At 57.9% G+C, this 13,919-nt stretch carries 8 protein-coding genes and 2 pseudogenes; 7 read left to right on the top strand and 3 right to left on the bottom strand.

All coding sequences use genetic code 11. The features are described 5' to 3' along the window. Positions 1–180, top strand: a 180-nt coding sequence (locus tag CH341_RS19400) for a transposase (protein ID WP_146604546.1), incomplete at its 5' end; no start/stop codon positions are given. A gap of 174 nt (positions 181–354) precedes the next feature. Next, positions 355–513: pseudogene (locus CH341_RS35955) on the top strand (IS66 family transposase); the annotation flags it as partial. 522 nt (positions 514–1,035) lie between these two features. Here the strand turns inward: CH341_RS35955 and CH341_RS19395 are convergent. Then, positions 1,036–4,866: a glycosyltransferase gene (locus CH341_RS19395; RefSeq protein ID WP_111420634.1), complete on the bottom strand. Its 3,831-nt coding sequence runs from the start codon at positions 4,864–4,866 to the stop codon at positions 1,036–1,038. After that, the gene (locus CH341_RS19390; RefSeq protein WP_111420633.1) at positions 4,859–6,727 is read right to left on the bottom strand and encodes an FkbM family methyltransferase; all 1,869 of its coding nucleotides are present in this window, start codon (positions 6,725–6,727) and stop codon (positions 4,859–4,861) included. Before CH341_RS19390 ends, CH341_RS19395 begins: the two co-directional genes overlap by 8 nt. A 366-nt stretch (positions 6,728–7,093) precedes the next feature. Between CH341_RS19390 and CH341_RS19385 the strand changes: the two are divergent. The 5 genes and pseudogenes from CH341_RS19385 to CH341_RS19365 form a co-directional block, all read left to right on the top strand. Next, a pseudogene (locus CH341_RS19385) lies at positions 7,094–7,706 on the top strand (hypothetical protein); the annotation flags it as partial. 629 nt (positions 7,707–8,335) lie between these two features. Then, entirely contained in the window at positions 8,336–9,031 is a 696-nt protein-coding gene (locus CH341_RS19380; protein ID WP_111420632.1) for a class I SAM-dependent methyltransferase, read from the top strand. Beyond that, a complete protein-coding gene (locus tag CH341_RS35310; protein WP_210208456.1) occupies positions 9,024–9,386 on the top strand; it encodes a DMT family transporter in 363 nt (120 codons plus the stop codon). The genes CH341_RS19380 and CH341_RS35310 overlap by 8 nt, the downstream gene beginning before the upstream one ends. A gap of 503 nt (positions 9,387–9,889) precedes the next feature. Continuing rightward, positions 9,890–11,626 carry a hypothetical protein gene (locus tag CH341_RS19370; protein WP_146604545.1) on the top strand — a complete coding sequence of 579 codons (1,737 nt, stop codon included), beginning with the start codon at positions 9,890–9,892 and terminating at the stop codon, positions 11,624–11,626. A 529-nt stretch (positions 11,627–12,155) separates the two neighbouring features. Next, entirely contained in the window at positions 12,156–12,968 is an 813-nt protein-coding gene (locus CH341_RS19365) for a glycosyltransferase family 4 protein (protein ID WP_170149719.1), read from the top strand. Between the two features lie 163 nt (positions 12,969–13,131). Here the strand turns inward: CH341_RS19365 and fdhD are convergent. After that, positions 13,132–13,919: formate dehydrogenase accessory sulfurtransferase FdhD (gene fdhD, locus CH341_RS19360; protein ID WP_111420629.1), on the bottom strand; the 788-nt coding region annotated here is incomplete at its 5' end.

The following is a 13,919-nucleotide window of genomic DNA, read 5'->3' as shown; positions in this document are numbered from 1 at the left end:
ACCAGCCGCAAGCAGCCGATCCCCTACGATCGCATCGCCTATCGACGGCGCAATCGCATCGAGCGGATGTTCTCGCGCCTCAAGAACTTCCGCCGCGTCGCGACCCGATACGACAAGCTCGCCAGAAACTTCCTCGCCGGCGCCATCATCGCCGCCACTGTGGCCTGGTGGCTCAATTGAGTCCCGACCCTAGGGCGGCATCAGATCAGGCTAGGTCTTAACCTACGTTGGGTAATAGTTTGAGCGTTCTGCGGGAGTGATGGTGCGGAAAAACCGCCCAATCGCCTCCCCAGGCGTCGTCGATTGTTCTCTCCGCGGCTTTGCGGAGTTGGGCCTTCAGCTTGGAGAAGGCGCCGCCTGTGTCTGTCCAACAATGCCGCCGAACCCCGTTGCGCCGCATCGCCTTTGCGCCACAACTGAACGTTCGCAGGCTCCGACGAGGGCGGCCGCCGCGCCGCCCCCGTCTATACCCTGATCGAGAGCGCCAAGCTCAACCACATCGACCTGCAGGCTTGACTCGCCGACGTCCCTTGCCGTCTGCCCGACGATCCCGCCGAACGCATCCACACCGACGGCCGAAGGACCGGAAGTTACCACCCGCTGTAGCCGCAGCCTAACTACCCGGAACCTCCACCCGAACTGACTTCCCTGCGGTCTTCACCCGATGGGTACGTCGGACTGCAGAGCGGCAGGTTTAGAATGCGCGCGCCGACCCGCAGGCGCTCGCCGCGCTAACACCGAACCACTCGCTGCTGCCGGTACGTCATTTGGCCACCGCCTTCAGAAACCGCGTCCGCGCGATCGAAAGTCAAGAGAATGCGCGCACGACCTGCTTGCCGGCCCCCGTGTTCGACAGACAGCTTGAATCCCCGCTGCGCCATAAGGGATACCTCTCGATTCACTCAGGTCGAGAACCGGTCAAGGGCTCTTCGACATTGTCGTGGGCCAGAGGAAGTCGACAGAAGAGCCGGGGTCAGGTCCGTGCGCAGAGGAAAACGCTATAACTCATGCGCAAATTCTGACCTACCAAGCAATTTACCTTTGATTGACTTTCTGATTTTCTGACAGGTCGTCGACAGATTTACTGCCATCAATGGTGTTTTGCCAATACCAGTTATCACCGAGCAATAATTTGAGCAAGCTTTCCGCGCTTTCACGCCAACTCAGGCATGGCATTCCGGCAGATGAGATGACAACCGACTTCTCGTACTGCGCCCACCAATCCCGTATTGCGCTTGCTACTCGGGCGGGGTCGTCAATCGCAACGTAACTCGCGTGTGCCCCAGCAACCTCGTGGAATATCGGAATATCTGAGCACAATATCGGAATTCCGTAGCGTGATGCCTCAACTAGCGGAAGCCCAAACCCCTCGTCTTTGCTAAGCGCGAGCAGCGCAGTGGCATTCATATACAGGAACGCTATATCAGCATCCGAGCATTGCTCAATAAAAAATAACCGCTTATTTAACAGAGGATGCTCGAAAATTCGGGTAAGAACCTCGTTCGCCATCCACCCTCGTTTTCCGGCGATTACGAGGTTCGGACCGAATCCCTCTCCCCAAAGACAATCTAGGGCGTTAACCGCCAACAGGTGATTTTTACGCGGCTCAAGAGTACCCACCATTAGGAGATATGGCTCGCATACAATCTCCTCAAGCCGAGGTGCATGTACGGAATTTGCGGGTACATTGATTTCAGACCCGTTATGCCAGTACCCTACTCTAAGTCCCGGTCGTCCACGACCGTGCTCGCCCATGTAACGAATCACCCGATCTGCGGTCGTTTTCGATATACACGCGATCGCGTCAGATTCTTCGAGTGCGAGATGGAACCAATTCGCGAACCACTCCTTACCGCCCGGAACGAAGTTCCCCGGTGGTAGCGTCAAGGGAAGAATGTCATGAACTACGGTAGTAATGGGAACCCGCTTCTCCCGCGCTCGCGCAAATACCGGTCGGAACTGTGAGTACTCGTTCCAGGAGGAATCAAGCATCAGCAGATTATCGCCGGGCCGAAACTCCACGACCCGCCCGTTGAGAGAAGCTAGCTCACCCGGCAGCAACAAGCCTAGACCCGAAAGCCACTCAGAGGCTTCGACGAGATCGTTGCCAGTCCGAACGACCGCGATAGCATCGAGCCCGGGAACTGTCCGGGTATAAAGCGCGCGCACGATCTCTCGCACGTTGCGTTGGATCCCGGTGTTCAGGTCGCCCTGGGCAATGTGACTTACATCCAAGAAAATACGCGGCCGTGAGAAATTATATTCAGGACGTGCGTCGAAATAGCTAGCGCAGTAGGCGGCAGCCCCCGGCGGGTCGCCAGTCGCCGCGAGATAAGGGGCGAGGAGCGGAGCGAAATTCTCCACTTTTGCAGTTTTAGTCTGCTCAACGAAACTAGTGATAGCGGCAGCGTACTCAGATGCGCAGCGCCGGACATGATGGAAGGACGCGATATAGTCGCGCCCGCTCGCGGCCAACTGGCTGCGGCGGCTATCGCTAGCCGCCAACTCGCTAATCGCCGCTATAAGTTCGGCTACGCTCGGATCCGGTGAAAGCCTGACGACAACCTCATCGGGATAGTCGTTCATCGTGCCGCAGGCGTTAACGATGAGAGGAATGCCGTATTCAAGACAATTAAGCACGGCAGCGGACGTTTCTCCTCGCGTAATCTTCCTAAGCTGGACCGCCAGGTCTGCAGCAATGAGATAATCTTTGTAATCAACATCAGACAGGTATCCGGTCAGTCGGATACGATCCGCTAGGCCCGATGCATGGATTTGCTGCTTCAGCCTATAGCCAAAGTCGTCGCTCTCCAACTCGCCGGCGAATATCAGATGAGCTCGCTGGTCTCCCTTGGCACACAGAGAAACGAACGCCTCCAGCAGCCGATCCCCAAATTTGGTCCATGTTATATGCCCGAACGTTGCGATCACAAAGGCGTCCGCAGCAATGCCAAGTCGATCTCGAATTGAGTTACGTTCCCCAACCGAGATGGCGACCGGGCAGCGCGCTAGACTTGGGATAATCCAAGTTTGCGGCCGCCATCGTTCCGGATGGTGCTCTTCCAGCAGGCGAAGAGCGTAAGGCGAATGCAATATGATCCCGGTGGCATTGTCGAGGACCCGACGCGAGCAGGGAAGCCCGGCTATGCTATCGCCAATTCCTTTCTCACGAGGGGTCTGCAATAGATAGTTGCGCGCCAGGGAGCCGTGTGCGGTTAGCATCTCCGTTGCAAAAAATCCGGATCTGCCAAGATTAAAGTCCACGTAGCCAACCATTCCGCTAAGAAAGGCATCGTGCAGCACCACAACTCCGGGAAGGTCCCGAAGCATGGAATACATGTGCGTATGGAACTCAGAATTTCCGAAATGATACAATACAGTGTAATAATTTCTTATATTATTGTACAGGTCATCGGCATAGAATACGCGGTATTGCGCGCTTAACGCCTCGTTCGGCGCGTTATTGCGAGCGACGTAAAGGTCTATATCGAAGTATTCCTGCAGATAGGGTAGAAGGTCAGCGGTGTAATCCGCAATGCCCGATTTCGCCGGCGGCAGCGGTGCTACCATCGCGATGCGCCGGCGTGGGGACCAATGCGCCACTGCGGCCGCAACACCAGCTTCACGCTTCCTACGCAGTGCAGTATCGAATGCGTCGAGTGCAGTTTTCGTCGTCGATTCCCACCGGAACTTTTTCGCGCGCACCAGTCCCTGATCGGCAAGGCGTCCGGCAAAATCCTTGTCGGTCAAAACGAGACCCAACACGCGCGCCATATCCTCAGGAGCGTTGCCATCGAAGAGGGCATCGGGTCGACCAATTACTTCAGCAATACTTGAATTATTGGCGCCGATGGCTGGTGCGCCGCACGCCATCGCCTCGAGAACAGGCAACCCGAGCCCCTCGTAGAGGGAAGGAAACACGAATGTTGCGCAACAACAGTAAAAATCTACAAGGTCATCTTCCGTAACATAGCCAGCAAACAGTATGTCACCTGCGGCGAGTCCGGCCGCACGGGCTATCTCAAGATAATGGCTTCTTCGCCTATCCTCGAGATCACAGACGAGAACGAGCTGAGTCTTTGCCCGCAGTTCGGCTGGCAAGCCAGCGAAACCCAAGATGGCGCCGGTTAAGTTTTTGCGGTGATCATCGCCACCGGTGTAGAGAATGAAACTTTCTCGTACGAGAGCGTAGCTCTCGCGCAATCGCCGATGTGCAGCGCCGACGTCAGCGACCTGCCTAAAGTGAGGCTCGATGCCGCCGTGAATAGTGACGACACGGTGAGGGTCAAGGCCGAGTAGCGCGATGGCGTCCTGGCGGCTGGCTTCAGAAATCGAAAGAAGCAGATCGGCCTGCCGGAGCCATTCTAAACGGAAACGATACCAACGCTCGAAACGTTCATCTCTAAAATAATGCTCGGGAAATCGCAACGGGATCAGGTCGTATAGGGTCGCCGAAAAAACTTGGCCGGGAGCGCGAACGCGAGGGCTCGGCAATGGCACACGTTCGTAGAAGCCCTCAAACACGTTAGAGACGTGGACGATGTCGGGGCTCACGCTCGCGACGGTGGACGACCATAGGACATCGTCGATCGCATCCCGCACGCCACCTTCGAAGTCACGGTCAAGGAGCAGATTGGGCAACGCCGGCGGACGGATGACTTTTGCGGCGCCTAAGTCGCGAATTGATGCAGAATGGGGAAGCTCAGTTGACACCAAGCCATAGATGTCTCTTGGGGCGGCGCCACCCGCCAGTCCGGCGAACAGCGCGCGCGAATAACGGCCGACTCCCCGACGCGCGGATCCATTCGTTTGGCACGCCTGCAAGTCAACCAGAATGCGGATCGAGCGTTGATCGACCTCACGCATGTATGCGCTGCCCCCATTTCCAATCCTGCGTCGCGCTGTACAAGGTCACAAACGCATCCGACCCATTCACTAGTGCCTTAGTCAGGGCGGGTTGCTCAGCGCTGCTCACTGGGATCTCCGCAGCTGCGGCCGCGCACGGCTGCACAGACAACTCTGATGTCGGTTCGAACGATTTGCGGAGATTGGCAGCCCGATCGGTCTCAATAGCAGCACGCAACCGGCCGTCGAGCCGCGGGAAAAACGCCAGCCAGCGCTTTCCGGTTAGCGCGATAGTGGGATAAGCGTTAATAAGTTCCACTCCCCTGCGCAGCCCCCACCTAGCTATTCGGCGTGGACGACAGCCAGGCCGGAGTGTGATCCACGCCCATACCCCCTGAACAAAATAAGACAAGCTTCGGCGTGTAAAACGCAATGGCGCTGTCACTCTCCATGAGGTCGAGCGGTAGATCTGGTCGATGGCGAATCGGAGCTCGTCGCACTGACGCTCACCCCCCCGTGCCGACCTTTGCATGGCCTCGATAGAGATGTGAAGACGAACTATCTCGTTCATGAGCATCGTTCTTTCACCGGTTAAGGTTCGCGTCCGTGCATCAAACCGGCTTCTCTCGACAGCCAACTGCGCTTTCGCCTCCTCTAGCGCACACATCAGCCGGCTAGTTCCCGCAGTCTGCTCGTCGAGAGTCTCGCGCAAGATCTCTGCCTCCCGCCCGAGACGCGAAATCTCGCACTTCTGTTCGGCGTTCTCGTGTTCTCGGTCGGATAGGGTTTGAGCGATTGCACCGCGGTCTGCGTCGGAACGCGATAGAGCCTCTTCGAGTTCGGCTATGCGCCTGTCCGATCCTATTTGGAGCGCAGCGAGCTGCGCTGTCGCTATCTCGACAGCAGCCTCGCTCGTTTTAACTAATTGATCTGATTGGGTGCGTATCGCCTCCTCGCGCTTTTCCGCTTCTACGCGTATTGCGCAAATTGTGGCTTCGAGATGGGCGCGAGTCTCCGCCGCCTCCGCACGTACCGCATGGATAGCTATCTCAGAGCTCGCACCGAAACCATCGGCCTGCGCCTTTAGCGCCGCTAAGGCGGCCGCAGCTTCGCCCTTGCATTCCTCTGCAACGGCCGTCGCATTGCGCGCGCGTTCGTCTGTTTTCGCCAAATCGTCGGCCATTTCGCGAACAAAGATGGAGTTTTTACTCAGAGCGAACCCGTCAAAAACGTTTGGTCCGGCATTAAACCGGGCTAGCAGATCAAAGTGACTTTCGTGCACATAGAACCGATTGAGACCATCGAAATAAGCAAAGCCATAACCGCGGTCGGTTAGCTCAGGCTCCCAACCATCGTAGCAGAGTTCCGTCGACCCCGGCACCGTCGCTTCTACAAGAACGATCCACGGACGTTGCGTAGCGGTACGCCAACTGCGCAGAACATCAGCTTCCATTCCCTCGACGTCAATCTTAAGCCAATGAATCTCTGTTTCGCCGACCTCCTCGAACAGCTTCGACAGCGGTATCGAAGGAACGGTGGTTTCTCGGACGCAAAACCCTTTAGCGCGATGATTGCGAGCATAAGATTCGATGCCGGTTGTCAGTCCCGTGTCGGCTATCTCGAAGATTCTCACATTATTTAGCGAGTCGCTCACCGCGGCTTCGATAACGCGTTCATCGACCCTAGCCCTGCGCAGCAACTCGGAATAGTTCCGGCTCGGCTCGACGTGAGTGCCCCGCCAGCCTCTTTCGTAAAAGGCCAAGCTGACGGAGTCAAAGACAGGATCCTGCGCACCGATATCGATGTACGATCCGACCGTGACGTCTTTCAACGCACGAAATAGGATAACATCCTCGAAGTTCTGAGCGTATGACCTCAGCATGCTGATCTCATCCTAGGAATCCAATTCGCTAAGCTTCACAGCTCGGATTTTTCCGCGAACAACTGTCGGAAGGAGGGTTCCAGCGCATCCAGTCGCGGTGTTTAGCACTTCGCGCCGCTGATACAGTCCGCATTTCCCACACTGCTGAAGCCGAGTACAGGCCATCGTTTAGTAATGGCCATTGCGAGTGCGCGCAAGATGCGGTGCCCACGCTGCGGAGTGAATCGCGGGGACTTCGGACGGCAACGTGGACTGGGATCTACGCAGGGCCGGAATGACGCTGCTTATCCGTCGCACACCGGTGGCTAGGTGTTCAGTCCCGGCGAGTCGTTGCGTATTCTTGACCCGAGAAGGGGAGGATTCGCCGTGGCAGACGTTCTTCACGGGAGCGCCGGCACGGCGCCGAGAGTTCGAGCCGAGCTCAAAGCGTCGAAAGAGAAGACCGGCCCTCGCCCGACAGTACGGCCTCAGCCGTACGACGGTGGCGAAGTGGCGGGTGAGGACCACGACGTCGGACGCGCCAATGGGGCCTGGCAAGCCCCGTAGCACCGTCCTCACGTCGGTCGAGGAGGCCCATGATCGTCGAATTCCGGAGGCGGACTCACCTGCCACTCGACGACGTCCTCGGCTGCCTTTGTGAGAGCATTCCGCGGCTGACCCGCTCGAGCCTCCATCGTTGCCTCGAAGGGCACGGCATCTCCCGACTACCGGAGGGAGATCAAGCTGCATCGAAGCGCGGACAATTCGCCGCGACGTGAACGGATGAACAGGACGATCAAGGATGCGACCGTCAAGGTCTTCAGCTACTCCGACGATAGCCTCAAGGCGCACGTCCTGGCCTTCGTCACGGCCTACTACTTCGCCAACCACCTGAAGCCGATCCGGTGGAAGACACCCTTCGAGGCGATCTGGGAGGCCTGGATAAAGACCCGTCAAGATTCAAATCGATCCGCGCCACCTCATCCCGGGACCAAACACCAGGCGTCGCGAAGCGATCGTGCTCGGAGGGATGGTCCGGCTTATGTCAGCTCTGGTCAGCCTGTCGATCAGCATGGCGCACTGGTTGACTGCCGGCCGAGAGCTGGCGCGCGTGCGCACGCCAGACCGGACTAATCCGCGCTTGCCAGCGGCCGACACCGTATTCGAATCCGACAGACCGGCATTTGGACCGCAATCGGAACTGCCCTTGGACATTCCAACACTATTACTATTTCATCATCGGCCTAGCCGCAGCACAAACGGGGGAGCCGAATTCATCGGGGAAGTCCACCTCGCGTTTTGGCCTCCGCGCGATCCCGCGTGCAGATGGGCCATGGCAGCGGACTACCACCTCGACCTTACTCGTGGGAGAACCGGCTGAAACAGAGGTCTCGCCAGCGCGTCCGACGATGGCGATTGCGAGCACCCTGTTCTTGCCTTATCAGGTATTGGCACCGTAACGGCAGTGTGGCAGACATGCTGATTGAGCTTGTAGTCGACCTCAACTGAGGGTTGTCTCGCTGCCACGCCGTTGGCGTGCTATGCGCATAGCCGACCGGCTGGGTCACGGCGCACTCGATGAGAGTTTCGGGTCAAGGCTTGCTGGCGGGCTCTCAACGGAGAGGATGAATGGGACAACAAAAACAATACATCCCGTTGCCTGAATATGAGAGTCTTGTCGCGCGGTGGCTCAAGAACTACGATTCATCGAATTACTCCGATAGCTTCGCTGGATCTGTATTGAGAAGCACGCACCGCTTGATTGAAAAGCCCTTCGGTCCTGATATTCGCTTTTCGCGCGTTCTGGAGGTCGGCGCAGGCACCCTCGCTCACCTGCCTTTCGTTCGCCACAGATTTGACAACTACATTGCTACAGATTCTGATCAGACTGTGCTCGATTCGGCAAGTAAGCGGGCGTTACCGCCCGGAGTTGCACTGATGAGAGCCGACGCCTACCCGCTGAACTATGACGACAGCAGCTTCGACCGCGTGATTGCTACGCATGTTCTCGAGCACGTGCCCTTCCCTCATCTCGCCCTGCAAGAATGGGTACGCATCCTTAAGCCTCGCGGAGTTCTATCGCTAATCCTTCCTTGCGATCCGGGCATGGCTTGGCGCTTTGGCCGCTATTTTGGCCCCCGCGGGAGGGCGGAAATGGCGGGGCTTCCCTACGACTACTATATGGCGCGCGAGCACATCAATAGCATTTTTAATCTGAGGCAGATTCTTCAATACCATTTTCCACGGCGGCATGTGACGTGGTGGCCTTTGCGACTGCCATTTCCGGATATCAACCTGATATATGCCGGTAATTTTTATGTTTAATTACTACTTAATTCTCGGATCAGTTCTGGTCATAGCGATTGGCCAGATCATTTTCAAGTTCGCCGCGGGTCAACTTCGTTTCGCGAGCTCGCGCAGCTATTACGAGTTGCTGCTAGACAACATGTCACCCATCTTGCTTGTTACATTAGCTCTGGCGCTCTATCTCATGGCGACAATCGCATGGGTGCAGGCGCTCAGGTCGGTGCCGCTGTCCGTTGCTTTCATGTTTAATTCTTTGGCCTTCGTGCTCGTACCCGTAGCTGGCTTTGTCGTGTTTGGCGAACCCATCCCGCGATTCTTCCTGCTGGGTCTCGCTCTGATAATTGGCGGTATATTGCTGGTGACCTACGGCTAATGGCGATTGGCCGGCCGTGAGAACCAGCGATGTTCGCCGGATCGAAGCCGGATCGCTGATCGGACAGTAGCTGACGGTACTTTGATCGGGAGTTGAGTTCCTCCGACTTGGCCGAGCGTCCACTCACAGTTTGAGCGAAGTCCGTCAAGCCAGATTTTGCGAGCAGAGAGCTGGCCCCATCTCAGACATCTCCAGCCTCTGTCGAACGCCGCGAAATGATGTTATCACGCAGACGATCCGACGGTCAGGCTTCGCTCATGTGCTGTCTTAGATGCTCATGCCGGCTACAATGAGCGTGGTGAATCGAGTCCGATCTAAGACGCGAGAAGCTGACATATAGGGCCCACATTTTCTGGTGAAGAATGCAAAGTATACTGATCTTCCCGATACAGAGAATCTTCGCCGCGATTGCGGTTGCCGGGTCATTACTCTCGGCGAAATATTTTCTCGCCAGCCGCGCGGGAATAATCGCGGTTAATCCTGGTGGTGACTGGGCGCACCACATGGCAATCATCGACATTCTTTATTCCGGGGGTAATGTGGCGGCCCATGCGGATGACCTTCTAGAGATCGCACATCTCCCGAGGCTGGCGCATTTATTAACTGCGAGACTCGCCGAGTTTGCGCATCTCGCTCCATTGCGCGTCATCCACATCGTCGCGGCCTTAACGACGATCGCAATAGTGCTGTGCGTCGCTGGGCGCATAGCCATCGTCTCGATGGCGGCCGCAGCGAACCGGATCGGGCTTCTCTGCGGCTTGATCGCAGGTGCTGGGTTGGTGTTGCTGATGGCAATGGTCAACCTGAGCCCAGTCGGCCACTTTCAAGTGAACTTCTTTTTTGCGCAAGCGGTGGGTATGGCCGCTGCGCTCGTCGGCCTGACAGTGCTTCAGGCCGCCGTTTGGCGGGGAGGCCAAGCACAGATCGCTGCATTTGTTGCTGTGCCAGTCTGGGCGCTGGTCCTCGCGAAAATCCACCTAGTGCCAACTCTGTGGTTCGCCGCCTCGGCGAGCGTTTGTGCGCTCGCCCTTCCGATGTCAATGCCGCGGCGAATTGTCGTGGGTTGCATGGTCGGGCTTACCAGTGCGACGGCCATGCTCATCGAACCAGAGACCCGATCAGTCATTCAATTCGGCCAGACCGGCGGGGGCGACTTCAATCTGTTGGTGTCTGGCGCGCGGTGGCAACTCAACGCCCATCCAATAGTTGCGGTATCGGCAATTCTGACGCTTGCACTCTTGCTAATCGGGCTCATCTTTGCGGGGAAGCGGGACGATCTCACCGTTCGGATTCGCACAGTGGCGCTTCTCCACGCGGGTGCCATCGGGGTCGTCGCGCTAGGGCTTGCGATCACGGCGGTGTTAATGATGAATAATGCCGCGGGCTATTATGCGCTGGCGAAATACGCTTGGATCTACGCTGCGGAACTGCCATTAGTGGTGAGCCACATCGCAGCAAAACTGGGGTCGCGCTCGCAGCGGCGGGTCCGGGATCTTGGACTCATTGAATTGACGATTGTCGCCCTGGCATTTGGGCAGGCCACTGCGGCCTACGGATGGCTCACTAGCCAAACGCGGCTCATCGCCTTTCGCGATGGGCTCGTGCAATCCCGCGCCTTGCTGCCGTCGCCGCCACCGCTTCCCGCCTTCGTTGAGCTGACGCCGCAAGAGCGGTACTACCTCTACATCTCCGCCATGGGCCAGCCGCGCAACGCCGTTGCAGATTCGATTTTGATACAAGTGGCCGCGGCGGACCGTATTCAGCCCACTGATCATCTGATGCGGGCGAGTTACTTTTCAGACAAGATCGAGACCTGGACCGGCGAGGAACTCCGGTTCGGCTCACCGCACTCGGAAGATTATCTACTGCTGGTTGGCCGTTGGACCGGTTCTCCAGATGGGACCTCGATCGTCACCGCACCGGCCGCCTACATGGCGTTCAAGATTCCGCCCGTTTTCGGTGGTCAGCATCTCTGCTTGCAAATGTCGGCCGACGCGGCTTGGCTGCAATCGGACAGCGCAGCCGAGATCTCGGTCAACGGCCGCGTTGTCGCAAAGAACGGGTATGAAGCCGAACGCCCAGGGATAATGCAGGTTCCCCTTGAAGGCGTCCGCCCGGACGGAGACGTGTCGCTGTTCATCAGGATAAACCGTGCAGCCGCCCCGGCCGCTTCCACGGCGCCGGCTAGCCTCGCGTTTTCCTCGATGTGGGTTGCACCGACCTGCACAGTGCGGCAATGACCCATTTTGGGCTAATTACATGAGGTTTCGGAAGCTACAGGAATAATGCACGACCCAGTTCAAATCGAGGCAGCCAAGTCCGGACGGCCCCGCCTACGAAAATCGCGACTTTTTACAGCCCGCATCACCCAACCATCCGGCATCGATGCGCATGCTCTTAGCTAGTGGTTTAGGCAGACTGACATCTCGGTTCGCTCTCGAGAGCCTGATTGCATCTGCGGTCAGAAACACTCAATGTCCGCTACAGGGCCCGGTCGTAATTTCGGGACTATTCAGGACGGCCAGCGGAATTGGAGAGTCCGCCAGGATTTGCTCAAAAGCTCTCCAGACTCTTGGCATTCAGCACACCAACGTTGACCTAAGCACCAACTTCAATCAGATTGATATAAAAGCAGAACACCCTGTTGAGGCGATGCCATCAGCACTATCAGGCGTTTTGCTGCTACACTTCAACGCGCCAGAAACAGTACATGCTTTAACCGCACTCCGTATGATGTGGCCGCGACGGTGGCACATTATAGGAAACTGGGTGTGGGAGCTCGACGGCGAACCTCTCGGATGGCGAACCGCAAGCAAATTTATAAGTGAAATCTGGACCCCCTCTGAGTACTCTAGAGAAGCGTTATTGAAGGCGACAAATAAACGCGTCACTGTTGTCCCGTATTTTGTGCGCAGCCAACAGCCGCAAAAATTAGACCGAGCGAAGTATGGGATTGAACAGAACGAATTTTTGGTACTTTCGATGGCCGACGCGAGATCTTCCCTGCATCGAAAAAATTTAATTGGCTCGATCAATGTATTTCGCAACGCTTTCGGTGCCCGACAGGGATTCAGACTCATTTTAAAAACTCGAAATTTGCGCGAAGACACGGCCATCGGCCGGATGATATTCTCCGCCGCTCGAGAAGATTCTCGTATAACGGTAATCGATAGATCAATTATTTCAAGCGAAGTGATGGAACTAATTGACTGCTGCGATGTTTACCTTTCTCTGCACCGCGCCGAGGGGTTTGGACTCACTATGGCGGAAGCCATGGCGTTGGGGAAGGCCGTGATCGCGACAGGCTGGTCTGGCAATATGGAGTACATGAGCAATCGCAGTGCAGCGCTGGTTTCCTATTCGCTCGTCCCGGCTCTCGATAAAAGCGGCATATACAACCCGACGGTTGGAACTCGATGGGCAGAGCCGGATGAAGCTGAAGCATCGAGGCTTTTAGCCCTCTTAGCAGAAAGCCCGGCAGAGCGAAACCGTCTGGGGGAAGCGGCTCGTGACGCGATTAACGAAAAATTGTCTGCGAAAAGCTACGCGAACGCCCTGACAAAAAGACTAAAAATGAATTGATCGACACCGTCGTTCGTGCAAACAGCGCAATTTGGCGGTCAGTCCTGTGCAGCAACGCCCTGCTCGGAGGTGGCCGACGAGGTGTGAGCGTGGCCTACGAAAGACTCCGTGACCGCAGAGTGGCGGCTTAGTTCACGCATCCACGGTTACAGCCGCCTTATGTTCAATCCACCGCAACCAGCCGATCCGGGCGCGAATACACGTCGAAGCTGGTTCCGCGGGCCATCGCAACCAGGGTGATGCCGGCGGACTCGGCGGTGCGGACGGCGAGCGCGGTGGGGGCCGAGACCGCGATCAGCACCGGGGCGCCGATCGCGGCGGTCTTCTGCACCATCTCGACCGAGACCCGGCTGGTGATGACGACGGCGCCGAGGGATCCGGCAACGCCGTCGCGGGCGAGCGCGCCGGCGAGCTTGTCGAGCGCGTTGTGGCGGCCGACGTCCTCGCGGGCCGCGACGAGGCCGTGGCCGGGGCGGAAGAACCCGGCCGCATGGGTCGCATGGGTCGCCTGCTTCAAATGCTGCGAGGCTTCTAGCGCCGCGACCGCGGCGGCGACATCGGCCGCGGCGAACGGCACGCCTATGGCGGCGACCGGCCGCACCGGGCGTGCCACCTCGTCGAGGCTCTCGATCCCGCACAGCCCGCACCCGGTCGGCCCGGCGAGGCGGCGGCGGCGGCAGGCGTAGCCGGCGCCGCAGTCGCCGGCGAGCCACATCCGCAGCTCGATCCCGGCAGGGCCCGGCACCACCGAAAGCTCGCCGATCTCGGCCGGCGCGGTCACGATGCCCTCGGTCAGGCTGAACCCGACGCCGAAGTCTTCGAGATCGCTCGGCGTCGCCATCATCACGGCCTCGGTCGTGCCGTCGTAGACCAGCGCGACCGCGACCTCCTCGGGGACGGTCCGCCGGCACACCGCGGCGGTGCCCGGTCCATGGGCCGTGGAGGTGAGCC

Source organism: Rhodoplanes roseus (assembly GCF_003258865.1).
Taxonomy (GTDB): domain Bacteria; phylum Pseudomonadota; class Alphaproteobacteria; order Rhizobiales; family Xanthobacteraceae; genus Rhodoplanes; species Rhodoplanes roseus.
This window is presented reverse-complemented; position numbering and strand designations above follow the sequence as displayed.

Excerpts from the sequence above, each read along its gene's own strand:
- CH341_RS19395 (WP_111420634.1), bottom strand. The coding sequence starts at position 4,866 with ATGCGTGAGGTCGATCAACGCTCGATCCGCATTCTGGTTGACTTGCAG.
- CH341_RS19390 (WP_111420633.1), bottom strand. The coding sequence starts at position 6,727 with ATGCTGAGGTCATACGCTCAGAACTTCGAGGATGTTATCCTATTTCGT.
- CH341_RS19380 (WP_111420632.1), top strand. The coding sequence starts at position 8,336 with ATGGGACAACAAAAACAATACATCCCGTTGCCTGAATATGAGAGTCTT.
- CH341_RS35310 (WP_210208456.1), top strand. The coding sequence starts at position 9,024 with ATGTTTAATTACTACTTAATTCTCGGATCAGTTCTGGTCATAGCGATT.
- CH341_RS19370 (WP_146604545.1), top strand. The coding sequence starts at position 9,890 with ATGGCAATCATCGACATTCTTTATTCCGGGGGTAATGTGGCGGCCCAT.